26 protein-coding genes are annotated in these 26030 nt (G+C 46.2%); 7 read left to right on the top strand and 19 right to left on the bottom strand.

Going from position 1 to position 26030, the window contains the following annotated elements; all coding sequences use genetic code 11:
* Positions 1-114 precede the first annotated feature (114 nt).
* The gene (gene zur / locus KIV40_RS19385; RefSeq protein WP_005536446.1) at positions 115-570 is read left to right on the top strand and encodes a zinc uptake transcriptional repressor Zur; all 456 of its coding nucleotides are present in this window, start codon (positions 115-117) and stop codon (positions 568-570) included.
* Positions 571-588: 18 nt separating this feature from the next.
* A complete protein-coding gene (locus tag KIV40_RS19380; RefSeq protein ID WP_005381269.1) occupies positions 589-1050 on the top strand; it encodes a chemotaxis protein CheX in 462 nt (153 codons plus the stop codon).
* Between the two features lie 101 nt (positions 1051-1151).
* On the opposite strand, the gene pgi is transcribed toward KIV40_RS19380, so the two are convergent.
* Positions 1152-2804: a glucose-6-phosphate isomerase gene (gene pgi / locus KIV40_RS19375; protein WP_285350825.1), complete on the bottom strand. Its 1653-nt coding sequence runs from the start codon at positions 2802-2804 to the stop codon at positions 1152-1154.
* A gap of 306 nt (positions 2805-3110) precedes the next feature.
* Between pgi and KIV40_RS19370 the strand changes: the two genes are divergently transcribed.
* On the top strand, positions 3111-3530 hold the full coding sequence (locus tag KIV40_RS19370; protein WP_005438458.1) for a secondary thiamine-phosphate synthase enzyme YjbQ: 420 nt from the start codon (positions 3111-3113) through the stop codon (positions 3528-3530).
* Positions 3531-3575: 45 nt separating this feature from the next.
* Here the strand turns inward: KIV40_RS19370 and KIV40_RS19365 are convergent, their stop codons facing one another.
* The 3 genes from KIV40_RS19365 to KIV40_RS19355 are packed head-to-tail and all read right to left on the bottom strand — an operon-like array spanning position 3576 to position 7266.
* Positions 3576-4772: a BamA/TamA family outer membrane protein gene (locus KIV40_RS19365; protein ID WP_285350823.1), complete on the bottom strand. Its 1197-nt coding sequence runs from the start codon at positions 4770-4772 to the stop codon at positions 3576-3578.
* 3 nt (positions 4773-4775) lie between these two features.
* Positions 4776-5852 carry an alanine racemase gene (alr, locus tag KIV40_RS19360; RefSeq protein WP_285350836.1) on the bottom strand — a complete coding sequence of 359 codons (1077 nt, stop codon included), beginning with the start codon at positions 5850-5852 and terminating at the stop codon, positions 4776-4778.
* Positions 5853-5865: 13 nt separating this feature from the next.
* Entirely contained in the window at positions 5866-7266 is a 1401-nt protein-coding gene (locus KIV40_RS19355; RefSeq protein ID WP_050905142.1) for a replicative DNA helicase, read from the bottom strand.
* 320 nt (positions 7267-7586) lie between these two features.
* Here KIV40_RS19355 and KIV40_RS19350 point away from each other — a divergent pair, with 320 nt between their 5' ends.
* On the top strand, positions 7587-8351 hold the full coding sequence (locus tag KIV40_RS19350) for a YdiY family protein (protein ID WP_010643512.1): 765 nt from the start codon (positions 7587-7589) through the stop codon (positions 8349-8351).
* 85 nt (positions 8352-8436) lie between these two features.
* Here the strand turns inward: KIV40_RS19350 and rplI are convergent, their stop codons facing one another.
* The 14 genes from rplI to pilM form a co-directional block, all read right to left on the bottom strand.
* The gene (rplI, locus tag KIV40_RS19345) at positions 8437-8889 is read right to left on the bottom strand and encodes a 50S ribosomal protein L9 (RefSeq protein ID WP_005451518.1); all 453 of its coding nucleotides are present in this window, start codon (positions 8887-8889) and stop codon (positions 8437-8439) included.
* 32 nt (positions 8890-8921) lie between these two features.
* The gene (gene rpsR, locus KIV40_RS19340; RefSeq protein ID WP_000090472.1) at positions 8922-9149 is read right to left on the bottom strand and encodes a 30S ribosomal protein S18; all 228 of its coding nucleotides are present in this window, start codon (positions 9147-9149) and stop codon (positions 8922-8924) included.
* Positions 9150-9165: 16 nt separating this feature from the next.
* Positions 9166-9468, bottom strand: a complete 303-nt coding sequence (gene priB / locus KIV40_RS19335; protein WP_038889577.1) for a primosomal replication protein N — start codon at positions 9466-9468, stop codon at positions 9166-9168.
* 8 nt (positions 9469-9476) lie between these two features.
* Positions 9477-9866, bottom strand: coding sequence for a 30S ribosomal protein S6 (gene rpsF / locus KIV40_RS19330; RefSeq protein WP_005438446.1), 390 nt, complete (start codon positions 9864-9866; stop codon positions 9477-9479).
* 244 nt (positions 9867-10110) lie between these two features.
* Positions 10111-10782 carry a ribulose-phosphate 3-epimerase gene (gene rpe / locus KIV40_RS19325; RefSeq protein WP_005532698.1) on the bottom strand — a complete coding sequence of 224 codons (672 nt, stop codon included), beginning with the start codon at positions 10780-10782 and terminating at the stop codon, positions 10111-10113.
* Between the two features lie 102 nt (positions 10783-10884).
* Positions 10885-11724, bottom strand: coding sequence for a Dam family site-specific DNA-(adenine-N6)-methyltransferase (locus KIV40_RS19320; protein ID WP_005532700.1), 840 nt, complete (start codon positions 11722-11724; stop codon positions 10885-10887).
* 69 nt (positions 11725-11793) lie between these two features.
* Positions 11794-13287 carry an AAA family ATPase gene (locus KIV40_RS19315; RefSeq protein WP_285350819.1) on the bottom strand — a complete coding sequence of 498 codons (1494 nt, stop codon included), beginning with the start codon at positions 13285-13287 and terminating at the stop codon, positions 11794-11796.
* A gap of 53 nt (positions 13288-13340) precedes the next feature.
* Positions 13341-14441, bottom strand: coding sequence for a 3-dehydroquinate synthase (gene aroB, locus KIV40_RS19310; protein ID WP_285350817.1), 1101 nt, complete (start codon positions 14439-14441; stop codon positions 13341-13343).
* Positions 14442-14472: 31 nt separating this feature from the next.
* Positions 14473-14991, bottom strand: a complete 519-nt coding sequence (aroK, locus tag KIV40_RS19305) for a shikimate kinase AroK (protein WP_010443904.1) — start codon at positions 14989-14991, stop codon at positions 14473-14475.
* A 188-nt stretch (positions 14992-15179) separates the two neighbouring features.
* The gene (locus KIV40_RS19300) at positions 15180-16928 is read right to left on the bottom strand and encodes a type IV pilus secretin PilQ family protein (protein ID WP_285350834.1); all 1749 of its coding nucleotides are present in this window, start codon (positions 16926-16928) and stop codon (positions 15180-15182) included.
* A 34-nt stretch (positions 16929-16962) separates the two neighbouring features.
* Complete coding sequence (locus KIV40_RS19295) at positions 16963-17478, bottom strand: pilus assembly protein PilP (protein WP_285350815.1); 516 nt, start codon at positions 17476-17478, stop codon at positions 16963-16965.
* Positions 17468-18061: a type 4a pilus biogenesis protein PilO gene (locus tag KIV40_RS19290; protein ID WP_045380630.1), complete on the bottom strand. Its 594-nt coding sequence runs from the start codon at positions 18059-18061 to the stop codon at positions 17468-17470. The genes KIV40_RS19295 and KIV40_RS19290 overlap by 11 nt, the downstream gene beginning before the upstream one ends.
* Positions 18054-18629, bottom strand: coding sequence for a PilN domain-containing protein (locus KIV40_RS19285; RefSeq protein ID WP_005432710.1), 576 nt, complete (start codon positions 18627-18629; stop codon positions 18054-18056). The genes KIV40_RS19290 and KIV40_RS19285 overlap by 8 nt, the downstream gene beginning before the upstream one ends.
* Positions 18613-19629 carry a type IV pilus assembly protein PilM gene (pilM, locus tag KIV40_RS19280; RefSeq protein WP_285350813.1) on the bottom strand — a complete coding sequence of 339 codons (1017 nt, stop codon included), beginning with the start codon at positions 19627-19629 and terminating at the stop codon, positions 18613-18615. The genes KIV40_RS19285 and pilM overlap by 17 nt, the downstream gene beginning before the upstream one ends.
* A gap of 178 nt (positions 19630-19807) precedes the next feature.
* Here pilM and KIV40_RS19275 point away from each other — a divergent pair, with 178 nt between their 5' ends.
* The gene (locus KIV40_RS19275) at positions 19808-22375 is read left to right on the top strand and encodes a PBP1A family penicillin-binding protein (protein ID WP_285350812.1); all 2568 of its coding nucleotides are present in this window, start codon (positions 19808-19810) and stop codon (positions 22373-22375) included.
* 77 nt (positions 22376-22452) lie between these two features.
* Here the strand turns inward: KIV40_RS19275 and oxyR are convergent, their stop codons facing one another.
* Positions 22453-23361 (bottom strand): DNA-binding transcriptional regulator OxyR, encoded by a 909-nt coding sequence (gene oxyR / locus KIV40_RS19270; RefSeq protein WP_285350810.1) that lies wholly within the window; start codon positions 23359-23361, stop codon positions 22453-22455.
* A gap of 174 nt (positions 23362-23535) precedes the next feature.
* On the opposite strand from oxyR, the gene KIV40_RS19265 reads away from it, so the two are divergent.
* Both KIV40_RS19265 and KIV40_RS19260 read left to right on the top strand, forming a co-directional pair.
* Positions 23536-24264, top strand: coding sequence for a redoxin family protein (locus tag KIV40_RS19265; protein WP_005432732.1), 729 nt, complete (start codon positions 23536-23538; stop codon positions 24262-24264).
* Positions 24265-24491: 227 nt separating this feature from the next.
* Positions 24492-25964, top strand: coding sequence for a dihydrolipoyl dehydrogenase (locus tag KIV40_RS19260; protein WP_285350808.1), 1473 nt, complete (start codon positions 24492-24494; stop codon positions 25962-25964).
* Positions 25965-26030 lie beyond the last annotated feature (66 nt).

Here is a 26030-nt window from a genome sequence, read left to right as displayed (position 1 = left end):
GATATACACCTGCTTGCTTTAATTCATGATTTTCGGTCTGATAGTGGGTAAAATGAAGTCTTTCTAAACGAAGTTCGTATAGAAATGGTTTATCATAAAGCACGTCCGATAGTTATGGTGAAAGATTTGGACCCAACAATCCTTGAACAAATTGAACATATCTGCGCAGAGCGCGGAGTAAGATTGACGCCGCAACGCCGACGCGTTTTTGAGCTCATTTGTTCTAATCGCCGCGCCTCTAGTGCGTATGAGCTATTGGAGCAACTGAAAGAGAGTGAGCCACAGGCTAAACCACCGACGGTATACCGAGCATTAGATTTTCTTCTAGAACAAGGCTTTATTCATCGAGTGGAATCAAACAACAGCTTTATCACTTGCTGTTCGTTCAACACTCAACAGCACTTTTTCCAACTGCTAATTTGCGATAAATGTGGCGATGTCGTTGAACTTGAAGACGAGACGCTGATATCCTTGTTAGCCAATAACGCCGAGAAACATGGATTCAAACTGACGAATCACGTTATCGAAACCCATGGCGAGTGCCAGGCATGTTCCTCGGAGACGAAATAAGAAAGATAGAAGAACGTTATGCGCGCTGAATTTGTAAACCCGTTTTTGGCTTCTTTAATGAACGTGCTAAAAACCATGGCTTCGCTTGAATTGAAGCCACAAAAACCGCGAATCAAGAAAGATGAGATCGCACGAGGTGACGTTTCTGGCCTTATTGGCATGGTTGGCCCACAAACTCGTGGCTCTATGTCGATTACCTTTGACGAAGCGTTAGCACTTGAAATCATGCAGAACATGCTTGGTGAACGTCCAAATGGACTGAACGAAGAAGTGACTGACATGGTGGGCGAAATCACGAATATGGTGACAGGCGGAGCGAAGCGCATTCTAGCGGAAAGTGGGTTTGATTTTGATATGGCAACACCGGTTGTGGTATCAGGTCGAGGTCATACCATTCGCCACAAGTGTGAAGGCTCAATCATCATCATGCCTTTCTCTTCACAGTGGGGAAATGCCTTCATCGAGATTTGCTTCGAATAATCGAGAAGAAATAGGTTGGTCAGTGCCAACCTATTTTTGTTTCTGCCTCAGGCAATAAAAAAGGTCAGCGTTTGCTGACCTTTTCTTTTTCTATTCAGACATTAAGCTTTGAACGCTTTAAATGCATTGATTAGACCATTTGTCGAGCTGTCATGTGAGTTGATTTCTGACTCATCCGCTAGCTCAGGTAGGATTTGGTTTGCTAGCTGTTTACCTAGCTCAACGCCCCATTGGTCGAAGCTGAAGATGTTCCAGATAACGCCTTGAACGAAGATTTTGTGCTCGTACATTGCGATCAGGTTACCTAGTGTGCGAGGTGTGATTTGCTTAACTAGGATCGAGTTCGTTGGGCGGTTACCTTCAAATACTTTGAATGGTACTAGAGACGCCATTTCTTCTTCGCTCTTACCTGCTTTCGCAAATTCTGCTTTCACAGTTTCTGCAGACTTACCAAATGCCAGTGCTTCTGTTTGTGCAAAGAAGTTAGACATCAGTTTTTGGTGGTGGTCGCTTGCTGGGTTGTGGCTGATTGCTGGTGCAATGAAGTCACATGGGATCAGCTTAGTGCCTTGGTGGATCAGCTGGTAGAACGCGTGCTGACCGTTAGTACCTGGCTCACCCCAGATGATAGGACCCGTTTGGTAAGTCACTGCGTTACCTTCACGGTCTACGTACTTACCGTTAGATTCCATGTTACCTTGCTGGAAGTACGCCGCGAAGCGGTGCATGTACTGATCGTAAGGTAGGATTGCTTCAGACTCAGCGCCGTGGAAGTTGTTGTACCAAATACCGATCAGAGCAAGAATCACTGGGATGTTGCTTTCTAGATCTGTCGACACGAAGTGGTTATCCATCTCGTGAGCACCGTCTAGAAGCTCAATGAAGTTGTCGTAACCTACAGCCAGTGCAATTGAAAGACCGATTGCAGACCATAGTGAGTAACGACCACCAACCCAGTCCCAGAATTCAAACATGTTGTCTGTGTCGATACCAAACTCAGATACCGCAGGAGCGTTAGTAGAAAGCGCTGCGAAGTGCTTAGCAACGTGTGCTTGATCGCCAGCAGTTGCTAGGAACCAATCACGTGCAGAGTGCGCGTTTGTCATAGTTTCTTGAGTCGTGAACGTCTTAGACGCGATCAAGAATAAAGTTGTCTCTGGGTCTACTTTCTTCAAAGTTTCAACGATGTGAGTACCATCAACGTTAGAAACGAAGTGTAGGTTTAGGTGGTTTTTGTATGGTGCTAGTGCTTCAGTCACCATGTAAGGACCAAGGTCAGAACCGCCGATACCGATATTTACGATGTCTGTGATTGCTTTACCTGTGTAACCTTTCCACTCACCGCCGATTACGCGCTCAGTGAATGATTTGATTTTATCAAGAACCGCGTTTACCGCAGGCATTACGTCTTCGCCGCCAACCATTACAGGCTTGTTCGAACGGTTACGTAGTGCAGTATGAAGAACAGCGCGATCTTCTGTTTTGTTGATCGCTTCACCACTGAACATCGCTTCAATAGCTGACTTAAGCTCAGTCTCGTTCGCAAGAGCGAAAAGGTGCTTCAGAGTTTCCTCGTTGATTAGGTTCTTTGAGTAATCGACTAGGATGTCTGAGCTGAAGCGTGCAGAGTATTTGTCGAAACGCGCTGCGTCTTGAGCAAATAGCTCTTTCAGATCCATATCTTGTGCAGATTCGAAATGCGCAGTTAGCGCTTTCCAAGCTTGTGTTTGCGTTGGATTGATATTTTTCAACATGGTCTTTATCCCGATGTTACAGTAGGTTCCATTCCTGACAGTCTAGCGAAAACTGCGGAATCCCCGATTAAGCAAATAGAATATAAATGAGATGTTTGGGCAAATTGCCACAAAACAAGTCTTTGTAATTTTTTTTCAGTCGCCAATTATGACTGAGTGCCCTTTCACTCGCATTGAGTTAGGTCACGTTCCCTGTTTCGAATGTAAACAATTCATTTATGATGCTGGGAATCATATCATTTCGTAATGACAGGCTCTAATTGGATTAGGATAGACGCCAAACCAAATTTTTCCAAAGGAACGCATATGTGGGCACAAAAAACACTGCAATTAAAAGCGCGTCAGCGTGGTTTCCATCTGGTCACTGATGAAATTGAACAACAATTACCACAAATCCAATCGCTTTCAGTAGGTTTGTTACATTTATTCATTCAGCATACCTCTGCCAGTTTGACCTTAAATGAAAACGCAGACCCAACGGTGCGTATGGACATGGAAGCCCACTTTAATAAGTTTGTGCCTGAACGAGCGCCTTACTACCAACACACTTATGAAGGCGATGATGATATGCCCGCACATATTAAAGCCTCTCTACTTGGCAGCAGTGTGACAATTCCTATCCAAAACGGTCAGTTAGCTTTAGGAACATGGCAGGGTATTTACTTAGGTGAACACCGAGATTACGGTGGCAGTCGTCGTATTATTGCCACCATCAACGGTGAATAGTTCAGATAAAACAAAGGCTAACTCACCAAGTTAGCCTTTTTGGGTTTAGAACGGTTGGTTTATCATGACTCGGAAAGTGCCTTCATCGGCACCTTTGGCCATTTCAGCACGAACCACAATCCCTTCGACTTGGAAGCGCACCGCACCGCCGACGTTCCACTTCATGTCTTCATGCAGTGTTTTTAAATCATAATCGTCCGCGACTCGCCCCACTTCAGCAAACGCGACCCATTGCCACCAAGGCAGATCGTAGTAGTTGATGAGAGGGATATCATCGAGCGGCTGCCAGTCTGGTAATACGCGGTACTCCGCAGAGTAGTGAATCGCGCTGCGTCCATGATAACGACCCGCCGTGTAACCACGCAGACGATACAAGCCACCCAAGCGAACTTGCTCTTGCTCTGGTGGACGAGCACATACTGCACCATCGCATTTATTCCATGTCGGCGTATCTGCAGTATAGAAGTCAAACGCCAGCACTTGCTGATCGAACCAATCACCGAGTGGACCTAACGAGTAGTACTGACTGTTTTGGAATTCCCACTTCAACCATAAGTCTTCCGACTGTAGGCTCTCTGCGCCCGTGGTTAAATCAAACGACGTATGAGAGCCTCGTGTCGCGTTACGCACACTGTCGCGGTTGTCCCAGTCAAATTTCAGGCTGAACCCTGTCGCTTCTTCTTTCTTATCGTTGTAGATATCTAACTCACGAGAAGAATAAAACGGCGTGAAGATAATTGAGCTCACACCAGAATCGACCGGAGAAGCAAAGCTCACATCTCTCACTGGTTGGAATGCACCAAGCAGTCCGTGTTCACGAACATTGCCCCAAGGAAGCAGGTACTTGAACTCCAGTTTGTAGTTCTCTTCGTCGCCATTGGTTACCGTTTTATCTTCCGTTGAAGAGCTATTCGAACCTTGATCACCTAAGTAATAAGGGTTGTCGTTAAAGCGCGCTTGATACATCTGCGTGCTAAACAAAAGGTTTGAAGACAAAGCGTAGTTGAAGGCCGAAAGAAAACCGACGTAGCTGTCCTTCTCTGAGTACAGGCCCATACCAAACAAGGCAGCTTGCGGTTGCCCTACTCCTTTTGCAACGCCAGCAAGGCCTACTGTACTTCCGAGCGTTTCAGTACTGAAATAGAACGGAACAAATGCTGAGTCTTTCTCTTTCGCGACTATATGTGGAGATAAAAAAAGACTGGCAGAAAATGCCAGCACTGAGAATAATCTTTTCTTCATGGGTTACTTCGAGTATTCCATTTCGACACGAGAAGTCAGTTTAGTCACTAACTCATAAGCTATGGTGCCTATGTGGCTTGCTACCTCTTCTACCGGTAAGTCCTTGCCCCATAGAATCGCTTCATCGCTTACTTTATCAGTCGCATCTGGCCCTAAATCGACCGTCAGCATATCCATAGAAACACGGCCTGCAATTGGTACTTTGCGTCCATTGACCAGAACAGGCGTACCATTTGGCGCTGTACGTGGGTAGCCATCACCGTAACCCACCGCAATCACGCCGACTTTGGTATCACGCTCGCTGGTCCACATGCCGCCGTAACCGACACTTTCGCCTTTTTTCACTTCACGTACTGCGATCAAGTGCGACTTCAGTGTCATAACAGGTTTGTAACCCATATCTTGCGCGGTTTTATCGTTGAATGGAGACACGCCGTACATAATGATACCCGGACGAACCCAATCTAGTTGACTTTGTGACCAAGCAAGCAAGCCTGCTGACGCCGCCAAAGAACGCTCGCCCTGACAGCCGGCGGTAAGCGACATAAACAAGTCGATTTGCTCTGTCGTGATACTGTTATCCAGTTCATCAGCGCAACCAAAGTGGCTCATGTAACGCAGCGGTTTCGCTACATTTGGACACTCTTTCAGGCGTGTGATGAATTCATTGTATTGCTCTGGACGTACACCAAGACGATGCATACCACTGTCGATTTTGAGCCAAACCACAACGGGCGTTTCGAGCTCAGCTTGCTCTAATGCCGCCAACTGCTCTTCACAATGGACAACCGTTTGAATGTTATTAGTCACCAACACGGGTAAGTCGCCAGGTGAATAAAAACCTTCTAGTAATAAAATCGGCTTCACCACACCACACGCGCGTAGCTGAAGCGCTTCTTCAATGCGAGCAACGCCAAAGGCATCAGCATGTGTCGCGTGTTTAGCCACATGACGCAGACCATGGCCGTAGCCATTTGCCTTCACCACCGCCATCACTTTGCTTTCTGGCGCCTGTTCTTTTACGCGTTGTAAATTGTGCTGCAGTGCTGACAAGTCAATACATGCCATCGCGGCTTTCATGTAGCTCATTGCATTACTCATCATCGATATCAAATGCAGGGCCCGCGTAGTTATCGAAACGCGAGTGTTGACCTTGGAAGGTTAAGCGAACCGAACCGATAGGGCCGTTACGTTGCTTACCAAGAATAATTTCTGCCGTGCCTTTGTAAGGGCTATCAGGGTTGTAAACCTCGTCACGGTAAATAAACATGATCAAGTCGGCATCCTGCTCGATAGAGCCCGATTCACGCAAGTCTGAGTTAACTGGGCGTTTATCGGCACGTTGCTCTAGGGAACGGTTTAGCTGCGACAGTGCTACCACAGGAACGTTCAACTCTTTCGCCAACGCTTTAAGTGAGCGCGAGATTTCCGCGATTTCCAAGGTACGGTTATCCGAAAGAGCAGGCACACGCATTAGCTGAAGGTAGTCGACCATGATCATCGAAAGACCACCGTGTTCACGCGCCACACGACGAGCACGGGAACGTACTTCTGTTGGTGTCAGGCCAGAGCTGTCATCGATGTACATGTTTTTCTTCTGCATTAGGATACCCATGGTAGAAGAAATACGAGCCCAATCTTCATCATCAAGCTGACCTGTACGGATCTTGGTTTGGTCAACGCGAGATAGGGACGCAAGCATACGCATCATCAACTGTTCGGCAGGCATCTCTAGCGAGAAGATAAGTACCGGTTTGTCTTGGTCCATCGCTGCATTTTCACACAAGTTCATCGCAAAAGTGGTTTTACCCATCGATGGACGTGCCGCCACGATAACCAAATCAGAACCTTGTAGACCCGCCGTTTTTTTGTTGAGGTCGTTGAAGCCAGTGTTTACACCCGTCACACCATCTTGAGGTGTTTTGTATAGCATCTCGATACGCTCTAGCGTTTTTTCGAGAATGTTATCGACGTTTTGTGGGCCTTCGTTTTCGCTAGTACGAGATTCTGCAATGGCGAAAACTTTACTCTCCGCCATATCAATTAAGTCTTCTGAGCTTCGACCTTGTGGATCATAACCAGCATCCGCAATTTCATTTGCTACACCGATCAGGCCGCGCACAATTGCACGCTCCGCTACGATGTCCGCGTAAGCGTTGATGTTAGCTGCACTTGGTGTGTTTTTCGCAAGATCCGCAAGGTACGCAAAACCACCCACGTCTTCCAATTGTTCGTGACGCTCTAGGTGCTCCGACAGAGTAATCAAGTCGAGAGGCTTACCATCTTCAAGAATGTTTTTTACGCCTTCGAAGATTAGACGGTGAGGACGGCTATAGAAATCACTGCTCACAACACGCTCGGCGACCGTGTCCCAACGTTCATTGTCCAGTAAGAGACCACCAATTACTGATTGCTCGGCTTCTAGCGAGTGAGGTGGCACTTTGATTGCGTCGACCTGACTGTCTGAAGGTTTGCGATTTCTGTTTTCCGCCATGACTTTGCTCGATAACTACTAATGACCCAAGATTATAACCTTAAACCTAGCCAATATGCTTCCCTGAAGCGACAATTACTTGTTAAGAATTCAACAAGTGAATGACTGTGAAAGCGCTTTTTATGGTGCGAAATTACGCAATTGCGGTAGAATCTCTCCCAATAGCGCTGAAACAGACAGTGAGAAAAGTTCAATGCGCAAAGCGGGCCTGATGATAAGGTTCTTCAGCTTAGGTCTAATAAAAATTAACCTATCATTGACCGAATAAAACATCTGTATCAGTATCATGCCCCTCCTTTTTTATTACGTTCGAGGTATTTGTGTCCCGATACTGGTTACTTGGCTTTAGCTTACTTTGCACGGGAGCATCGTACGCTGAGGAGGCAGTACAGCCAGAGCAAGAAATTGAAGTGCCCAATCCTCTGCAAACTGAGGTCGAGTTCGGCTATCAAGCTCACACAGGTAACACGGACTCTCGTTCCCTGAATGCTCGTCTAAGTGCTGAATACACTTCTGGCCGCCACCGCTCTAGCGGCGAATGGAAGTACTACAACCTTTATGAAGATGGAGAGGAAGACAAACGCTCTTCAACCTACAGCGTGCAAAGCGACTATAAGTTAGGACCAAAAACCTACTTGTACGGCAGCTTTAAAGGGGTTGATTCACGCTACAGTGCATACTTTAAAGATTACACCCTTTCTGGCGGTCTTGGTTACCAGTTCGCGTATACAGAGGAGTTTACTCTAGAAGTGGAACTAGGCCCTGGTTTTCGTTACCAAGAACCAAACTTAGACGAAATTGACGAAGACGACATCATCTTTCCAGACATCGTTCGGGAGGGAATCGTCCGTGGTAACATCAATACCACATGGAATCCTTTGGATAACTTAAGTCTCTCTGCCAATATCACTTTAGTAGCCGGCAAAAGCAATACTCTTGTTGATAGCGACCTGAGCGTAACGAATAACATCACTGAGGGTATAGCGTTAAAACTCACTCATTCGCGCCAGTACCACAATAAAGTACCAAATAATTTAAACAAGGCAGACAGCGTATTCGCGGTTAATTTACTATTTCTTTTCTAACTGAGCTGCACTTTCTTTTCTAGCGTTGTGACATAAAAAAAGCACCTCCGAGGAGGTGCTTTTTACTATTTCGCTTGGTACTGAATTACTCAGCAGCAACAACTTGTAGGTTGATTGTAGCGAAAACTTCAGAGTGAAGTTGAACGCTGATTTCGAACTCACCAGTGTTACGTAGAGCACCTTCAGGAAGGCGAACTTCGCTCTTAGCAACTTCAACGCCTGCAGCTGTGATAGCTTCAGCGATGTCACGAGTACCGATAGAACCGAATAGTTTGCCTTCGTCACCAGCTTTAGAAGCAAGAACAACTGCTTCTAGAGCGTTAACTTTCTCAGCACGTGCTTCAGCAGCAGCTAGTTGCTCAGCAACTTTAGCTTCTAGTTCAGCGCGACGAGCTTCGAACATTTCAACGTTGCCTTTAGTCGCCATAACTGCTTTACCTTGAGGGATAAGGAAGTTACGAGCGTAGCCAGATTTAACGTTTACTGTGTCGCCAAGACCACCTAGGTTACCGATTTTATCAAGTAGAATAACTTGCATTGCTTAATCCTCTTTCTTAATAAAACGACCGATTACTGATGCTTATCAGTGTACGGTAGTAGAGCTAGGTAGCGTGAACGCTTGATAGCGCGAGCTAGTTGACGTTGGTATTTAGCGCTTGTACCAGTGATACGGCTAGGGACGATTTTACCAGCTTCAGTGATGTAGTTTTTAAGAGTTGCTACGTCTTTGTAATCAATCTCTTGTACGCCTTCTGCAGTGAAACGGCAGAATTTACGACGACGGAAGAAACGAGCCATGGGCTATCTCCTGATCTTAAATTTGAGTAATGTTGTCGGCATGTAACACTAATTTCCCAACGCCATTTCGGCCGGTCTGATAGGCGACAAATCCACCTACCTTAATGTTACTGCCTTGTACTAAATTCTGAGTTAATGCTTGTGACCCAAGCCCACTGACAACTACCGGCATTCGACAATAAACTTGTCGAGGTAGGTCAGCTTCGATAACAGTAGAGCGGTGCTCTAACCAAAACCGACAGTGTTCAATGCCACCAGGGCTTTTACTACGAATGGGCGGCTTGGCAATGGTGCCACTCAGCTCCATTCGATTGGTCATAAGAAATATTACTCAGCAGCTGCTTCTGGCTTAGCTTCAGCACGCTCTTCGCGACGAGGAGCACGCTCTGCACGCTCTTCTTTCTGCTTAAGCATGATAGATTGCTCAGTGATAGCCGCTTTAGTACGCATGATCATGTTACGTAGAACTGCATCGTTGAAACGGAAAGCAGTTTCTAGTTCGTCGATCACTTCTTGACCAGCTTCAACGTTCATTAGAACGTAGTGAGCTTTGTGAAGCTTGTTGATTGGGTAAGCCAGTTGACGACGGCCCCAGTCTTCTAGACGGTGGATTTTACCGCCAGCTTCAGTGATTGAACCAGTGTAACGCTCGATCATGCCAGCAACTTGCTCGCTTTGATCTGGGTGCACCATGAATACGATTTCGTAATGACGCATTGGTTGCTCCTTACGGATTATTCAGCTTCCACAAATGGCTCAGTCGTCCAGAGGAAGCAAGGAACTAAAGAAAATTGACTGAGTTTTAAGGAGCACGAATAGTACAGAAAGGACGCAAAATAGGCAAGTGATTATTTGCACACCACGATGGATATTTTTTCTAGCCTCGCGCCAGAAACAACAAAGGCTGCCAGCAAAGTGGCAGCCTTCGTTATCGCGCTGGTTTCAGGGCGGTTTGTCGCGCTTATTTTACTTCTGCAAGTTCAGCACGCATTTTGTCGATCACTTGCTTGTAATCTGGTTCACTGAAAATCGCAGAGCCCGCTACAAACATATCTGCACCCGCTTCGGCGATTTCACGGATGTTATCTACCTTCACGCCACCATCAATTTCTAGACGGATATCGCGACCAGACTCGTCGATCATCTTACGTACTGCACGTAGCTTATCTAACGTGTGAGGAATGAATGATTGACCACCGAAACCAGGGTTTACAGACATCAGTAGAATCAAGTCAACTTTGTCCATGATGAATTCAAGGTGTGCAAGTGGTGTTGCTGGGTTAAGAACCACACCCGCTTTACAGCCGTGCTCTTTGATCAGTTGAAGAGTACGGTCAACGTGCTCAGATGCTTCAATGTGGAAAGTAATCATCGATGCGCCAGCTTTGGCGAAATCAGGGATGATGCGATCAACAGGCTTCACCATCAGGTGAACATCGATTGGCGCTGTGATGCCGTAATCACGTAGCGCTTTACACACAGGCGCACCAAAAGTCAGGTTTGGTACATAGTGGTTGTCCATAACGTCGAAGTGCACCACATCCGCACCCGCTGCGAGTACTTTTTCTACGTCTTCACCGAGACGAGCAAAATCAGCTGATAAAATGGATGGAGCAATTAGAAAATCTTTCATACCTGACCTCAGTAGTGGCGAGCAAACAGCAAACAATTTGTTGCGCGCAATTCTACCGAAGCCAGTGGGGAGATCCACTATTTAGATACAATAGTGTGAGAGCTAGGAGCCAGATTTGTCCGTATCAGGAGCTCGGAACAGAGCAAGAAGCTCATCAACTTTATTACGACCACTGCCATTGCGGCTGATGGTTCGCTTCACTTTCACCACGTTCAGTTCAGCGCCATGATAAAGGCGACGCGTTAGTGTGGTGTCGTGGTTTGAAATCAGAACAGGAATGCCACGTTCAGTTGCAGCTCTCTCTGCGATATCAGCCAATGCCGCTTGGTCATCAAGCGTGAAGCCGTTACCTGCATAAGAAGTAAAGTTCGCCGTATTCGACAACGGTGCGTAAGGTGGATCGCAGTAAACCACGCTGCCTTTGCGTGCTCGGCTGAACGTCTCTGGGTAACCTTCACAGACAAATGTTGCCTTCTTCGCTTTTTCAGCAAAGAATTCTAGCTCAGCTTCAGGGAAGTAAGGCTTTTTGTACGAACCAAAAGGAACGTTAAAACCGCCCTTTTTGTTGTAACGACACAAGCCGTTAAAGCCAAAACGGTTCATGTACAAGAACGCTAAAGAGCGATACATCACGTCATCAGTTTTATTAAACTCGGCGCGAATATCTAGGTAAGCTTCTTTGCGATTGTTCTCAGCAACAAACCAACGTTTTGCTTCAGAGATATACTCCTCAGGACGCTCTTTAAGTAGGTTGTAGAGATTGATCAGGTCGGGGTTGATGTCCGCCAGCAGATAGTGGTCGTAGTCGGTATTAAGAAAAACCGAGCCAGCACCAACAAAAGGTTCAACTAGCTTTCGAGCCGGTGGTAAATGACGTTGGATATCTTCAACCAGACCGTATTTTCCTCCTGCCCACTTAAGAAAGGCTCGTTGCTTTTTCATCTACTGCTCTATCTATCGACCAAAAATTAAGGCTGCGGAATGTAACATATTTTTCAACGAAGCTCAGGTTTATTTCACGCGATCAATTTCGCGATGCACCTGACCTAACGATTTTGCCCAAGGACTCAGCGATTTAAGCGCATCCGGTAAGCTTTCGACTGCGTCACGAGCCAATTGAATGGTTGGGTAATCTTGGTAAGTGATGATGTACCATTCCGTTCCGCTGCGCACCGTTGGGTAAATTCTTACCTTACCGTTTAAGTCGTATTTATCGAGAAACGCTTGCACATCTTCCATTGCGGTCATCGCACCGAGCTGTAGCGTATAGCCGCGTGGCGATAAGGCCTTAAGCTCTTCACGAGCAAAAGAGAACTTCACCACTGGTTTAGTTGGCATAACTTGAGCTTCAGCAGACTGTTCACCTGTCTGAACAACATTGATGAGCGAAGAACTCGAGCTGCTTTGCGCTTGAGGAACCGATTCTTCAACCACTTGGTTGATTTCATCAGTATCCGCTTCTCCTGGCTTACCCTCGAGCAATGCATCCACCACATCAGACTCAATCACAACACGTTGTTGCTTGTCTTCCGTGCCAACACTCGCCACTTCATCCGTTACGGTTGGTGGTAATGAATCAGAGTCATCCGTCGCATCAGTAAGCACCGTGCTATCTTCAGCTTCGTTGCTCATCGTCGAATCTGCGCCACTGGTAGCTCGAGGTTCGCTTAGGGTTGGAATCGCCGTTTGCTCAATAGCGCCAGTGATTTGCTGTGCTTTATCGTCAGGGCTCGGCTGATTGTACATCCACCAGTAGCCACCAGCAGCTAACAATAGCAGCACCAATACAACCAATGCGATGTTAAGGGGTGAGCCTACAATTGAGCGGATAATGATCCTTTTTTCCACTTTCATCTCTCCTAACGCCATGATGTCACCCGGAACCGGGTCGACTTTCTTAAATGCATCTCGAACGCGCTTTTCTGATTCATCGTCGACATATCGAATTACCAAAGATTCAAAAAAGCGACGCGCTTCAACTTCTGACAACATCTCAATATCGAGTTCAACTGGCTTAAGTTCTTGCCCGTAGCTGATACGCGACAATACCGATTCCAAACGCCCACTTTGAGTAAACAGTAAGATGTTGATTTTCCATTTTGGATTCGCTTGTGCTGCTAGCACCAGCATCCATAATTCTGAGACCAGTGTTTCACTCAACAAGTGCGCATCATCAACCACAATCGCGATATCACACGCTTCATTACCTAAGATACGCTCCAAACTATCAAGCAACGTATCTTGCTGATTGAACAGTGCATCAGAAACAATCTGGCTCAAAATGAGCATACGACGCTGCACATCATCTTGATTTGAATGACAAAGTAACAAACATTGGTTTTTGTTACTTGCACCGAGTTCAAGATATCGCTGTGCCAACCAAGACTTTCCGTACCCAGTTTGGCCATTTACTGCGATCAAGTTAGAACCAAAATTGGTTAACAAGCTTAATCTGTCTAAAAGCTCGGTTTGCGAATCCAATTCAAGAACGTGAGCGAAACTCATCTAAATAACCTTAATAAACTACAAGAATGACGCCGATAGGCGCCATTACAAGGTTAAATGTCACGACCGAAGTCGATAGCTTGTTTGATGATATCTTGCGGTGTGTCTGCAATGACTTCGGCACTGCCGATGCCCGTTGGCAGAACTAAACGCAGCTGACCGGATAAGACTTTCTTATCACGCATCATGTGCGTCATGAAATCATCAAAGCTCATTGTATCTGGCGTATGCACAGGCAGTTTAGCGCGGCACATAATATTGATGATGCGATCCAGTTGCTCTTGCGAAATCAATCCACGTAAGTGAGAGGTTTTCGCCGCCATCACTGTACCGGAAGATACCGCTTCACCGTGTAGCCAGTTGCCATAACCAAGTTCAGCTTCAATCGCATGACCAAAGGTATGGCCCAAGTTCAGCAGTGCTCGAATGCCTGACTCTTTCTCATCTTGTGCCACAACTTCCGCTTTGATTTCACAACAACGTGCAATCGCGTAAGTCAGTGCCTCTTCATCCAATGCGTATAGACGATCAAGATTCTCTTCCAACCAATCGAAGAAAGCACCATCGTAAATAATGCCGTACTTGATCACCTCAGCAATACCCGCTGCAAATTCACGCTCTGGGAGCGTCGATAGACAGTTGGTATCGATGATAACCGCTTTAGGTTGGTAGAAAGCACCAATCATGTTTTTGCCAAGCGGGTGGTTAACTGCGGTTTTACCGCCAACCGATGAGTCTACTTGAGACAATAATGTGGTCGGAATCTGGATGAAATCCACACCACGTTGGTAACATGCAGACGCGAACCCAACGAGGTCGCCAATCACACCACCACCTAGCGCAATAATCACTACATCGCGTGCGTAGCTTCCCTCTAGCAGGAAGTTCATGACTTGATTAAACGTGTCTAGGCTTTTGTATTGCTCACCATCAGGCAATTCAAGCAATGAGGCATCACAACCGAGCTGTTCAAGCTGGCTAAGAATTTTTTCCGAGTACAGAGGAGCAACCGTGACATTGCTGATCACGACGACTTTCTGATTGGCATTTTTGTTTGAAAGAATTTGAGAAAGGTACGCCGGGTCTTCAAATAACCCGGCGCCAATTGAGATTGGGTAGCTACGCTCTGCTAGATTGACCGTAATCCGTTCCATCGGTGTGCTCCAATTTGAAAAAGATAAATGCTTATCTCTCTTCTAGCATTTTTACGATCTGGTTGGCTACCACTTTTGCACTCTGATCGTCAGTACGAACTGTGTAATCCGCTACTTCTTCGTATAGAGGGTTACGTTCGCCTGCCAAACTTTCCAATACTTCACGAGGGTTGTCAGTTTGAAGTAGAGGACGCTTCTTGTCGCGGTTTGTGCGAGCAAGTTGCTTTTCAATAGTTGTTTCTAGGTAAACAACAACACCACGTGCTGAAAGACGGTTGCGGTTTTCTTTGCTCTTAACAGAGCCACCGCCCGTTGCTAGCACGATGCCTTGCTCTTGAGTTAGGTCTTCAAGTACAGCTTCTTCGCGTTTGCGGAAGCCTTCTTCACCTTCAACATCAAAAACCCAAGCGATATCTGCACCAGTGCGTTCTTCGATCACTGTATCAGAGTCCACGAACTCCATATGCAGTTGCTGTGCTAGGTGTCTACCAATTGTACTTTTGCCGGCGCCCATTGGGCCAACAAGGAAAATATTACGTTTCTCAGCCATATTTAGCGGTAATTTACAACGTTAATTCAATAAGATCGCCACAAGAAAACACAGCCAAACTGCTGTTTCACAAGGCTTGTGGCACCAATTCCTCACAGATAATTCGTGATAAGACCCGAAATTATCCAAGCATGGTGCCACTAATGCAACTTTATTTTTGATCTAATCGTTTTTTTGCCTACCGATTCTTACTGAATCACAACTTTAGGTGTAACAAAAATCAGTAGTTCACTTTTACCGACATTTTCGTAACTTCGACGGAAAAGCGCACCTAACAGCGGCAAATCACCTAATAAAGGCACCTTATCGACGGAGTTTGTAATGCTGTGTTGAAAAATACCGCCCAACACGACTGTCTCGCCATTATTGGCTAAAACTTGTGTACCAATACGTTGCGTATCGATCGCCACCGCCTCACCAGTGCCTGTTTTTACCACTTGGCCCGGTCTGTCTTGCGTAACGCTCAAATCCAACACCAAACGGTTGTCAGGCGTAATCTGTGGCGTCACTTTCAAGCTCAATACCGCTTTTTTGAACGTCACAGAAGTCGCACCACTGGAAGAGGATTCAAGGTAAGGGATCTCGGTACCCTGCTCAATGTAAGCTGGCTTCTTATTCGTGGTGATCAAACGTGGACTGGAAATAATTTCTGCTTTCGATTCTTGTTGCAGCGCCGAAAGTTCCAAATCTAGTAAGGTATCCGAACCTAACTTCGCAACTTGGAAGGCAATACTGGTCGCATTTGGACTGGTCGCAGCAAGGTTAACGTTGAGAAAGTCGTCAATACCCACACTGCTGCCACCGTCATCACCTTCACCGTCACCGCCGCCATCGTACAAGCCGATTGTCGCAAGGTTATTCTCAATTGAACCACCCACAGTATGACTGCCATTAATGGAAGTGAAGCCCCAACGAACGCCAAGTTCGTCCATGTTACCTTCATTAATAGTCACAATACGCGCTTCAATCTGAACCTGTTTTACAGGAATATCCAATGATTCTATGATCTCGCGAATCACTTCAATATTCTCAGGTAACTCACGAATCAATAACGAGTTGGTACGCTCATCAATGGTCATGCTGCCTCGATCAGAAAGCATACTGATGTTGCCCTCTCCATTGATCATCTCAGCAATGTCTGACGCTTTAGCGAAGTTCACCTTGATGATCTCTGATGAAAGCTCACCGATCTCTTTCTCTAGCTTTTGCTTTTCGAGTTGCTGCTTCTCACGCAGATCCAATTCATCTTTTGGTGCAACGAGAATGACATTGCCATCAACACGCTTATCTAACCCTTTCACTTGCAAGATAATGTCGAGTACTTGCTGCCAAGGCACACCATCCAAACGCAAGGTCAAGTTACCCTCAACCGAGTCAGAGACGACCAAGTTAAATTGGTTATAGTCGGCGATAAGTTGCAACACGTTTCGCACAGGAATGTCTTGGAAGTTAATCGAAATTAGCTTGCCTTCTTTTTCCAAAATGCTTTTATCCGGCGCTTTTTCGTTGGCTTTAAGCTTGCCAACCTTTACCTCTAAATAACGACCAGTAAGACGGTAGTCGTGAGAATAGTCCTCATCTATATAAGCCACCAGACGTGTTGTAGAAGTATCGCGGAATACCTCAACGCTCTCGACAACTGTCGAGAAATCTTTCACATCAAGTAGGTAAAGCTGGTCATCTTTAACGGAGGTGTTGAGTAAGTCGATACTCAAGCCTTCTTGTACGCGTTTAATATCAACAATCACAGCGGGTGATGCGAGCTCAACCACAATCACGGCGTCTTTGTCTTTGTTCGTACGGAAGTCGATGCTCTTAAGTGAGTTAGACTGTACTTCTTCTGCTGCGACGAAAGGGGCTAAAAGTAGAAAGAACCATAAAGAGAAGAGCCCTGTTAGCTTCCTTGGTGTCAGTGTTAATCCGTGTCTCATTTTCATCATTACTCAATATCAAAAATAAATGCCGCTATGCCTATCTCAACGCCAACTTCACTTTGCGCTTTTGCCAACAACCTAAACCGTCTGGCAAGGTTTCATTAATCAATAAATAGCTGTGGGATACGTGGGTTACCTTGCCATTGTTACGTCCGAGGTATTGACCTGGCTTCACTTTGTAAACTGTGCCATTCGGTGCTTGAACCAAACCCGAGACGCTGCTGCCCATTCCCATCACACCCTTAAGGCGAAGTTGGTTGAGTGGGAAACGTTCCAGTTTGCCTGTGCGCTTTCTTGACGGCGGTTGCCAACAGTCTTGCCTCGCAACAGGTTGAGTTGCGATGGTGGCCTCTTTTGGCAGTTCAAAAGGGGCACGCAAAATTTCAGGCTCGTAACTCACCACTACATATTCTTCAGTCGGCTGGAGTTTGGTGACATCACGGCGTGCTTGGTTTTCTACACCGCGAATAAAGTCGGTTAGTGACTCATCATTGGCTTGGCAACCACTCAGCAGACTCACCATACAAACCATCAGCAAAGATTTATTTCGCATCTTTCTTTTCCTCTGGTTTGAATTGGTAAGTGTTTGCTCTTACACGGAAGTGCAAGGTTTCACTCTCTTGACTGACTCGCTGCCAAGTTACATCTTGAAATGTGATGATGCGTGGTAAGGTGGCGATGGCCTGTGAAAAACGACCGATGTCATGGAAGTCACCCGTTAGCTCAATATTGAGCGGCAAACGGTAAAGGAAATGCTCTGACTCTTTATCTCCCCAATCAATACGCGTAAATGTCAGCTTGTTATCGATGCCGAGTTCATTAACCGACGCTAGCATGGTCGCCAATTCTTTCTGTGCAGGCAGTTGTTGTAAAAGCAGTTCATAGCGGGTGGTCAGTTCATCAAGTTGTGACTGAAGCTGCGGCAGTGCAGCGACTTTATTGGCTTTGATCCTCAGCGCGACTTTTAAAGTCTGCTCTTCTTGGAGCAAGGTATTAAGGCGAGCTTCCTCTGGCTTCAAATAAAACCAGTAACCAAAACCTTGGATCAACACCACCATAAGAAGAATCGCCACCAACTGAGGCACCAGCGGCCACTCAGCGATTTCATCCATTTCTAGGTCTTGCCAATTAACCATGCTGCTTACCTCCTTTTATAGAGGCGTCTTTAAACATGAAGGAGACTTTGAACGTCTGGAACTCTTTACCAAAGCGCGCTTTACCATGAACAATGGAGTGCATATCAACATCCAGCAGCTTGGCGGAACGCTCCATATTATCGAGCATGGTGGCAAGACGAGAGGTGCTATCAGAAATACCCGAGATCTCAATCTCGTAGTCGTTCATTTTGATCTTATCGACATAGACGCCTTCAGGGATCACTGAGGGCATAAGGTTCATAAACTCAGTGGTTTTATTGCGCCCATTTTGCAACCCCTCAACGGTCTTTAAGCGCTCTAGAATTTTGCTGTGCTCTTGCTCTGCTATCTTCATGGCTTCAATACGTTTATCGAGTTGAGAGATATAGTGAGCGAGATAATCCAAGCGCTGTTGCTGCTGATCTTGTTGGTATTGGTAGTACTTACCGATCCCCCATTGCACACCCAGAGCAGCGATTGCCCCGAGTAAAATCAAGCCAATAAAACGACGACGATGCTCTTCACGTTGGTTTTCACGCCAGGCAAGAAGGTTAATGTGATACAGCATTGTCACCTCCTAGCCACTGAATACCACGTACAGCCAGTCCGGCTGCAACAGTGAAGTGTTGCCAATCCGCGGCACGACGTTTGCGTTTAGAGACCTTCATTTCAAACAAACCAAGTGGATTAAGCAGTTCACACTCTAGTGCCAACTGGCTAGACAGCTCCTCGGCCAACATAGGTGTTGCAGCGCCCTCTCCCGAAAGCCAAACGCCTTTGATATCCTGGCTTCCATTAATTGAGGTATAGAGCTGCATCTGACGTTTAACACGCTCAACGATTTGTCGATTAAATTGCTCCGTTGCCACTTGTGCATCGTCTGCTAATTGATCTTGTTGAAACAAACTGCCCGTAGTGCGAGTACCGCAGGGAAATTCTTTATGAAACAATTCGCCTTGTTCGGTGAACATAGTGAAAGAACTGTTCAAAGAACCAATGTCCAGTAAACAATACTTGTTCTTTTCAGGAAAACGTTCCGCTACCAATTTCCACATATGACCAAGACTTTGTGAGTGCACGTCCACCAGTACTGGTTTCAAGCCTGATTTCTGCAATGCCTCAACTCGGGTTTCTACCACGTCTTTACGAGTCGCAAAGACCTGATAACTGTCAGTGCCTCGCATCTGCTCATCCGTATCAACCTTGATGAAGTCAAGACTCAGCTCTTCCACGGGGAATGGAGACTGATGTGAGAAGGCTTGCACAACAGCAAACTCCTTTTCACTCTCTTCTAAGTTCTGCTCTATCTGCAGCTTTTTACTGATCACAGCATTATCTGGAACTGAAATTGCGACCTTTCGAGCACGAAAAGGTAGCTCTTTTTTCATCTCTTTAAGGGTCTTTACAATTTCTTGATGATTTATGGTGTTATTTTCAGCGACAATACCTTCCTTAAGTATTATTTCTTTGTAACCCAGTAGTGCGTAACTGTTGCCATTGGGTTTAAGTACCACGGCTTTGAGGCTGTTATGGCCAATATCTATGCCCGTAACTAATAGCTTATCCATCTCTACTCTCGCTCCGAAATTCTTGCGTGCCGATGTTGTTAGCACCCAGAGAATTTTCTTCGTGCAAAGGTTGTTATTAGCATCCAAATAAGAGTTAATATCTCTTATGTGCTAAATTTTTGACCTAAGAGTACAAGGGTTTGCCGTTACACAGCCTCAACCAATCAGGGATTCTCCGGTGAAGTTCATAAAGCGTTTATTATTTTTAACATTGATTTGCATAATTCTTGGAGTCACCACAATTTTTGGCTTCTATCAATACGTGAAGCCTGAATTGCCAGATGTTGCAACCTTAAAAGATGTTGAATTACAAACACCTATGCAGGTTTTTAGTCAAGACGGGAAACTGATCGCACAGTTTGGTGAGAAACGCCGAATTCCTGTTACTTACGACGAAATTCCGCAAGATTTAATTCATGCGCTGATCGCGACCGAAGATAGCCGATTTTACGAGCACCCAGGTATCGACCCAATCGGTATTACACGTGCGGCAGTCGTCGTTGCATTATCTGGCTCTGCAAAGCAAGGTGCGAGTACCATTACTCAGCAGCTAGCGCGTAACTTCTTCCTATCCAACGAGAAGAAGATCATGCGTAAAGTGAAAGAGATCTTCATTGCGATTCACATTGAGCAGCTTTTGACGAAGCAAGAGATCATGGAACTGTACGTTAACAAGATCTTCCTTGGTTACCGCTCATACGGTTTCGGTGCCGCAGCTCAGGTTTATTTTGGTAAGAGCCTAAATGAACTCACGCTAAGTGAAATCGCAACGCTTGCTGGTATGCCAAAAGCGCCATCGACAATGAACCCAATCTACTCACTAGAGCGCGCGACAAACCGTCGTAATGTCGTTCTGATGCGTATGTTGGATGAGAAATACATCACTCAAGAGCAATATGATGAAGCGCGTGCTGAACCTATTGTCGCTCGTTACCACAGTGCTGAGATTGAGCTTTCTGCCCCATACGTTGCAGAGCTTGCGCGCTCATGGGCAGTGAAAGAGTATGGCGCAGAAAAAGCCTATACCTCTGGCTTGAACATCTACATGACAGTAGATTCAAAACTGCAAGACGCAGCAAACAAAGCGGCGATCAATAACATCCTTGCTTACGACGAGCGTCATGGCTACCGCGGTGCTGAGAAAGTATTGTGGAAGCAAGGTGAAACCGCTTGGGATACAGAGCAGATTGATAAACATCTGAAGAAGCAACCAACTTACGGACAACTTTACCCAGCGGTCGTGACGAAAGTCGATGACAAAACAGCGCAAGTTTGGGTCAAGAACCACGATGAACAAACCATCGCATGGACTGGCATGAACTGGGCTCGTAAGTACCTGACGGATGAACGCCAAGGCGCCGTACCAAAGTCAGCTAAACAGATTTTGGAATCAGGCCAACAAATTTGGGTTCGTGAAATCAGCACAACCGACAAAGACGGCAACACCATCAACAGCTGGAAGCTAAGCCAAGTACCAAGTGCAAACACGGCATTTGTGGCAATGAATCCGGAAAACGGTGCTGTGCTTTCTCTGGTTGGTGGCTTTAACTTTGTTCACAGCAAGTTTAACCGTGCGACTATGTCAGTGCGCCAAGTAGGTTCAAGTATCAAACCTTTCATCTACTCAGCGGCAATAAACAAAGGTCTCACGCTTGCTTCTCTAGTTAACGATGCACCAATCAACAAATGGGATGCAGGTTCTGGTTCTGCATGGCGTCCAAAGAACTCACCACCAACATACGTGGGCCCTACTCGTCTGCGTATCGGTCTAGCACAGTCTAAAAACGTAATGGCAGTGCGTACTCTTCGTGAAGTTGGTTTGGACGAGACTCGTGAATATCTAACGCGTTTTGGCTTTGATATTGACGAAGTGCCACGTTCAGAGACCATCGCGCTTGGTGCAGGTAGCTTAACGCCAATGAAAGTGGCACAGGGTTACTCTGTATTTGCCAACGGCGGTTACTATGTAGAACCGTTCTATATTGACCATGTAGAGGACTCATTCGGTGAAGTGCTGTTTAAAGCAAACCCGAAAGTGATCTGTCAGCACGATTGCCCTCAAATGGAACAGCACGTTCCAGCTGAAGATAAGTTTGCTGCAGAATTTGGTGAACAAGACGTAACGCCGGAAAACATCGCTCCAGACAACGCTCTAGAAAACGATACTCCGCAATACGCGAAACAAGTTATCTCAGCGCAAAACGCGTTCCTAATGCGTGAAATGATGTACAGCAACATCTGGGGTGGCGGTAGCTGGCGTGATGGCACAGGTTGGAACGGTACTGGCTGGCGTGCACAGAAACTTGAACGTCGCGATATCGGCGGTAAAACCGGTACAACCAACGACTCAAAAGATACTTGGTACAACGGTTACGGCCCTGGTATCGTGGCTATCGCATGGGTTGGTTTCGATGACCACTCTCGTACGCTTGGCCGCACAACAGTGAACAGCAACCTTGGTAAAGGCCAGATCTCTGGTGCAGAATCAGGTGCTAAGACGGCTGAGCCAGCTTGGATTGACTTCATGCATGTTGCTTTAGAGGGTAAACCACAGCAGAACAAGAACATTCCAGATGATATCGTTCGTGTACGTATCGACCGTGATAGCGGCCTATTGACGCACAAAGTCGATGGCTCATCGATGTTCGAATACTTCGAGAAAGGTACAGAGCCAACTGAGTACGTAGGTAACAGTCTAGAAGACAGTATCTACTCTGGTGGCAGTGGCTCAGAAGAGCTGTTCTAATAGCGAATTAACGATATGAAAAAGGGAGCCATTGAGCTCCCTTTTGTTTATCTGGATTATCTGATTTAAGCAGAGACTTAAGCTGCAATAGAGTTTTGTTTCGCTTCCAGAATACTTTTAATTGTCGAAGCCAACGCTTCGAAGCGAGCACGCAGTGGTGAACCGGGACGGTAAACTAAAACAATACTGCGAGAAGGCGTAGGGTTCACAGCTGGAACGTAACATACGCCATCTTTTTTCTTCTCATGCGGGACAGATAACTCTGGCAGCAACGTAATACCAGCGCCAGCAGCTACCATGTTACGCAGCGTCTCTAGACTGGTCGCTTTGAAACGCTCGTCGTCTTTGGCTCCAGCAGCAAAGCAGAACCCCAGAGCTTGGTCACGCAAACAATGGCCATCACCTAACGCCAATACGGTTCGACCATTAAGATCCAGCATGTCGATATGATCTAAGCCTGCCCATTCATGGTCACAAGGTACAGCAACGCTCAACGGCTCATTGTAGACTTCAATCTCTCTGAAAGGCGCTGTCTCATCAACAGAGGCTAATACTAGACAATCTAGTTTGCCCTCTTCTAACTGACGAACCAATTGATGGGTTTGAGCCTCATGCAGAAACAGTTCCAATTCAGGAAACTCTTCTTTTAATCGAGGAACGATCTTAGGTAGCAAATAAGGCCCAACGGTCGGGATAAAGCCAATATGCATTGGTCCCGTCATGGCACCACTTTGGCCACTCGCCATATCTTTGAAGGTTTTTACTTCACTTAAGATGCGTTTTGCTTGCTCCACCAACTGCAAACCAGAATCGGTAAACAGCACTCGACGGCTGCTTCTTTCTAGTAATGCCGTGCCCAGTTCATCTTCTAGTTTACGAATCTGACCACTCAAGGTTGGTTGGCTAACAAAACAGGCTTCCGCTGCTTTTCGAAAATGCTTGTGCTCCGCAAGCGCCACCAAGTACTCAAAATCTCGGATATTCATACGTACGATTCGCTTCTTGTTTGGCGATAGAAATAATCTATCAAAACCATAGCATTAAACGATTAGAGCTATCAAAGTTTTTTTTCAATAATGAGCTCAACAAAACGAAACTGAGCGACAAATAACGCTAAGCTCGAAAACGAATTATTTCATAAATTTAAAAAGGAAATCATCATGTTTGCATCAAAAGAAGGTCAAGCTGTACCACAAGTTACTTTTCCGACTCGTAAAGGTGACGCATGGGTGAACGTAACCACGGATGAGCTGTTTAAAGACAGAACGGTTATCGTATTCAGCTTGCCAGGTGCGTTTACTCCGACGTGTTCGTCGAGCCACCTACCTCGTTACAACGAGTTGTTCTCAGTATTTAAAGAACACGGCGTGGATGAAATTCTATGTGTGTCAGTGAACGATACGTTTGTAATGAACGCATGGAAAGCTGACCAAGAAGCAGAAAACATCACTTTCATTCCAGATGGTAACGGTGAGTTCACAGACGGCATGGGTATGCTAGTGGACAAAAACGACATCGGCTTCGGCAAGCGTTCATGGCGTTACAGCATGCTAGTGAAAAACGGCGTGGTTGAGAAAATGTTCATCGAACCAAACGAGCCAGGCGACCCGTTCAAAGTTTCTGACGCAGACACTATGATGAACTACGTAGCACCTGAGTACAAAACTCAAGAATCTATCACGGTGTTCACTAAACCAGGTTGTCCTTTCTGCATGAAGGCGAAACAAAATCTGATTGACCACGGTCTTCAATATGAAGAAGTGATTCTGGGTAAAGACGCAACAACAGTAAGTCTACGTGCAATCTCTGGTCGCACAACGGTTCCTCAAGTCTTCATCGGTGGTAAACACATCGGCGGTAGCGAAGAGCTAGAAGCTTACCTAGGTTAATAGTTTGCCTAATGGGCTTGGGTTGGCAATCTCGCTGTCCAGAACTCAGCCCTAGGTCTCCCGGAGCATCCCTCGCCCGGGAGACCATCCCTCTCAATCACTTCCTATGCTTAGTCTTGATAACTGGTTGTCTTCACCGTTCGACCAGTTATCAAGATTAATGAACTCAAATTCACTCATCCAAACTTAGTCACTTCAACTGCGTTTGGGAAAAACGAGAATCCATTATGAAACAGTTAAATGTCGACGTAGCAATTATTGGTGGTGGTACTGCAGGTCTTGGCGCCTACCGCGCAGCAAAAGCACACACAGACAGTGTTGTGATGATTGAAGGTGGTCCTTACGGCACAACATGTGCTCGTGTCGGATGCATGCCATCGAAGCTATTAATCGCCGCAGCAGAAAGCGTACACCAGATCGAGAAAGCACCGGGATTTGGTGTACACCCACAAGGCGAGATTTACATTAACGGTCGTGAAGTAATGGATCGAGTAAAGCGTGAACGTGACCGCTTTGTTGGCTTTGTGTTGGAAGGCGTCGATGAGATCCCTGCTGAAGATAAAGTGTCGGGTTATGCTAAGTTTGCCAACGACAACACGTTAATCGTTGATGACCACACTCAAATCACAGCTAAGCGTATTGTGATCGCAACAGGCTCGCGTCCTGCTTACCCTGCTGTATGGAATGAACTCGGCGACCGCATAGTAATTAACGATGATGTGTTCGATTGGGATGACTTGCCAGAATCTGTTGCCGTATTTGGCCCTGGTGTGATTGGCCTTGAATTGGGTCAAGCGCTGCATCGTTTAGGTGTAAATATGAAGCTATTTGGTCTTGGTGGTCAAGTAGGACCATTGACCGATCCTGAAGTGATGGCGTACGCCGATAAAGCCTTCAAAGAAGAGTTTTACCTTGATGCCGATGTAAAAGTCGAAAGCATGAAACGCATTGCTTCATCAGACAACAGCGAAGAGGATAAAGTTGAAATCCAATTCATCAACCACGATGGTGAACTAGAAACCTTTGTTGTTGATTACGTATTGGCAGCAACAGGTCGCCGCCCGAATGTCGACAAGTTGGCGATTGAAAACACTAATGTGGCACTGGATGAGCGCGGCGTACCAACGGCGGATCACTATACATTGCAAACTTCGGTAGAGAGCATCTTCATCGCAGGTGATGCAAGTAACCAAATTCCATTGCTACACGAAGCGGCAGACCAAGGTCGTATTGCCGGTGACAACGCAGGTCGTTTCCCTGATATTCGTGCAGGTCTACGTCGCTCATCGATCTCAGCCGTTTTCTCAGACCCACAGATTGCGATGGTAGGAGAGACCTTCAAGCAACTAGAGACGCGTTTAGGCACCTGTGGCTGCTTCGCAACGGGTGAAGTCTCATTTGAAAACCAAGGCCGCTCTCGTGTCATGCTTCGTAATAAAGGCATGTTGCATGTCTACGGAGAGCAAGGTACTGGCCGCTTCTTGGGAGCTGAAATGATGGGACCAAATGCCGAGCATTTAGCACACCTACTCGCTTGGGCACATCAGAACAAGATGACAGTTTCTGAGATGTTGGATATGCCGTTTTATCACCCAGTGATTGAAGAAGGCGTTCGTACCGCACTACGAGATTTGAATGCGAAGCTTCACTTAGGTCCAGAGATGATCAAACACTGTCTTGATTGTGGTCCTGGTTGCTAAGGCTCACGCTTTACCTCCCGCCAATAAACAAAAAGCCTCGTTTACACGCTGTCTCTTGATCACAAG

The sequence above is a fragment of the Vibrio sp. D173a genome, assembly GCF_030248475.1.
This window is presented reverse-complemented; position numbering and strand designations above follow the sequence as displayed.

Excerpts from the sequence above, each read along its gene's own strand:
- zur (WP_005536446.1), top strand. The coding sequence starts at position 115 with ATGGTGAAAGATTTGGACCCAACAATCCTTGAACAAATTGAACATATC.
- KIV40_RS19380 (WP_005381269.1), top strand. The coding sequence starts at position 589 with ATGCGCGCTGAATTTGTAAACCCGTTTTTGGCTTCTTTAATGAACGTG.
- pgi (WP_285350825.1), bottom strand. The coding sequence starts at position 2,804 with ATGTTGAAAAATATCAATCCAACGCAAACACAAGCTTGGAAAGCGCTA.
- KIV40_RS19370 (WP_005438458.1), top strand. The coding sequence starts at position 3,111 with ATGTGGGCACAAAAAACACTGCAATTAAAAGCGCGTCAGCGTGGTTTC.
- KIV40_RS19365 (WP_285350823.1), bottom strand. The coding sequence starts at position 4,772 with ATGAAGAAAAGATTATTCTCAGTGCTGGCATTTTCTGCCAGTCTTTTT.
- alr (WP_285350836.1), bottom strand. The coding sequence starts at position 5,852 with ATGAAAGCCGCGATGGCATGTATTGACTTGTCAGCACTGCAGCACAAT.
- KIV40_RS19355 (WP_050905142.1), bottom strand. The coding sequence starts at position 7,266 with ATGGCGGAAAACAGAAATCGCAAACCTTCAGACAGTCAGGTCGACGCA.
- rplI (WP_005451518.1), bottom strand. The coding sequence starts at position 8,889 with ATGCAAGTTATTCTACTTGATAAAATCGGTAACCTAGGTGGTCTTGGC.
- rpsR (WP_000090472.1), bottom strand. The coding sequence starts at position 9,149 with ATGGCTCGTTTCTTCCGTCGTCGTAAATTCTGCCGTTTCACTGCAGAA.
- priB (WP_038889577.1), bottom strand. The coding sequence starts at position 9,468 with ATGACCAATCGAATGGAGCTGAGTGGCACCATTGCCAAGCCGCCCATT.
- rpsF (WP_005438446.1), bottom strand. The coding sequence starts at position 9,866 with ATGCGTCATTACGAAATCGTATTCATGGTGCACCCAGATCAAAGCGAG.
- rpe (WP_005532698.1), bottom strand. The coding sequence starts at position 10,782 with ATGAAAGATTTTCTAATTGCTCCATCCATTTTATCAGCTGATTTTGCT.
- KIV40_RS19320 (WP_005532700.1), bottom strand. The coding sequence starts at position 11,724 with ATGAAAAAGCAACGAGCCTTTCTTAAGTGGGCAGGAGGAAAATACGGT.
- KIV40_RS19315 (WP_285350819.1), bottom strand. The coding sequence starts at position 13,287 with ATGAGTTTCGCTCACGTTCTTGAATTGGATTCGCAAACCGAGCTTTTA.
- aroB (WP_285350817.1), bottom strand. The coding sequence starts at position 14,441 with ATGGAACGGATTACGGTCAATCTAGCAGAGCGTAGCTACCCAATCTCA.
- aroK (WP_010443904.1), bottom strand. The coding sequence starts at position 14,991 with ATGGCTGAGAAACGTAATATTTTCCTTGTTGGCCCAATGGGCGCCGGC.
- KIV40_RS19300 (WP_285350834.1), bottom strand. The coding sequence starts at position 16,928 with ATGAAAATGAGACACGGATTAACACTGACACCAAGGAAGCTAACAGGG.
- KIV40_RS19295 (WP_285350815.1), bottom strand. The coding sequence starts at position 17,478 with ATGCGAAATAAATCTTTGCTGATGGTTTGTATGGTGAGTCTGCTGAGT.
- KIV40_RS19290 (WP_045380630.1), bottom strand. The coding sequence starts at position 18,061 with ATGGTTAATTGGCAAGACCTAGAAATGGATGAAATCGCTGAGTGGCCG.
- KIV40_RS19285 (WP_005432710.1), bottom strand. The coding sequence starts at position 18,629 with ATGCTGTATCACATTAACCTTCTTGCCTGGCGTGAAAACCAACGTGAA.
- pilM (WP_285350813.1), bottom strand. The coding sequence starts at position 19,629 with ATGGATAAGCTATTAGTTACGGGCATAGATATTGGCCATAACAGCCTC.
- oxyR (WP_285350810.1), bottom strand. The coding sequence starts at position 23,361 with ATGAATATCCGAGATTTTGAGTACTTGGTGGCGCTTGCGGAGCACAAG.
- KIV40_RS19265 (WP_005432732.1), top strand. The coding sequence starts at position 23,536 with ATGTTTGCATCAAAAGAAGGTCAAGCTGTACCACAAGTTACTTTTCCG.
- KIV40_RS19260 (WP_285350808.1), top strand. The coding sequence starts at position 24,492 with ATGAAACAGTTAAATGTCGACGTAGCAATTATTGGTGGTGGTACTGCA.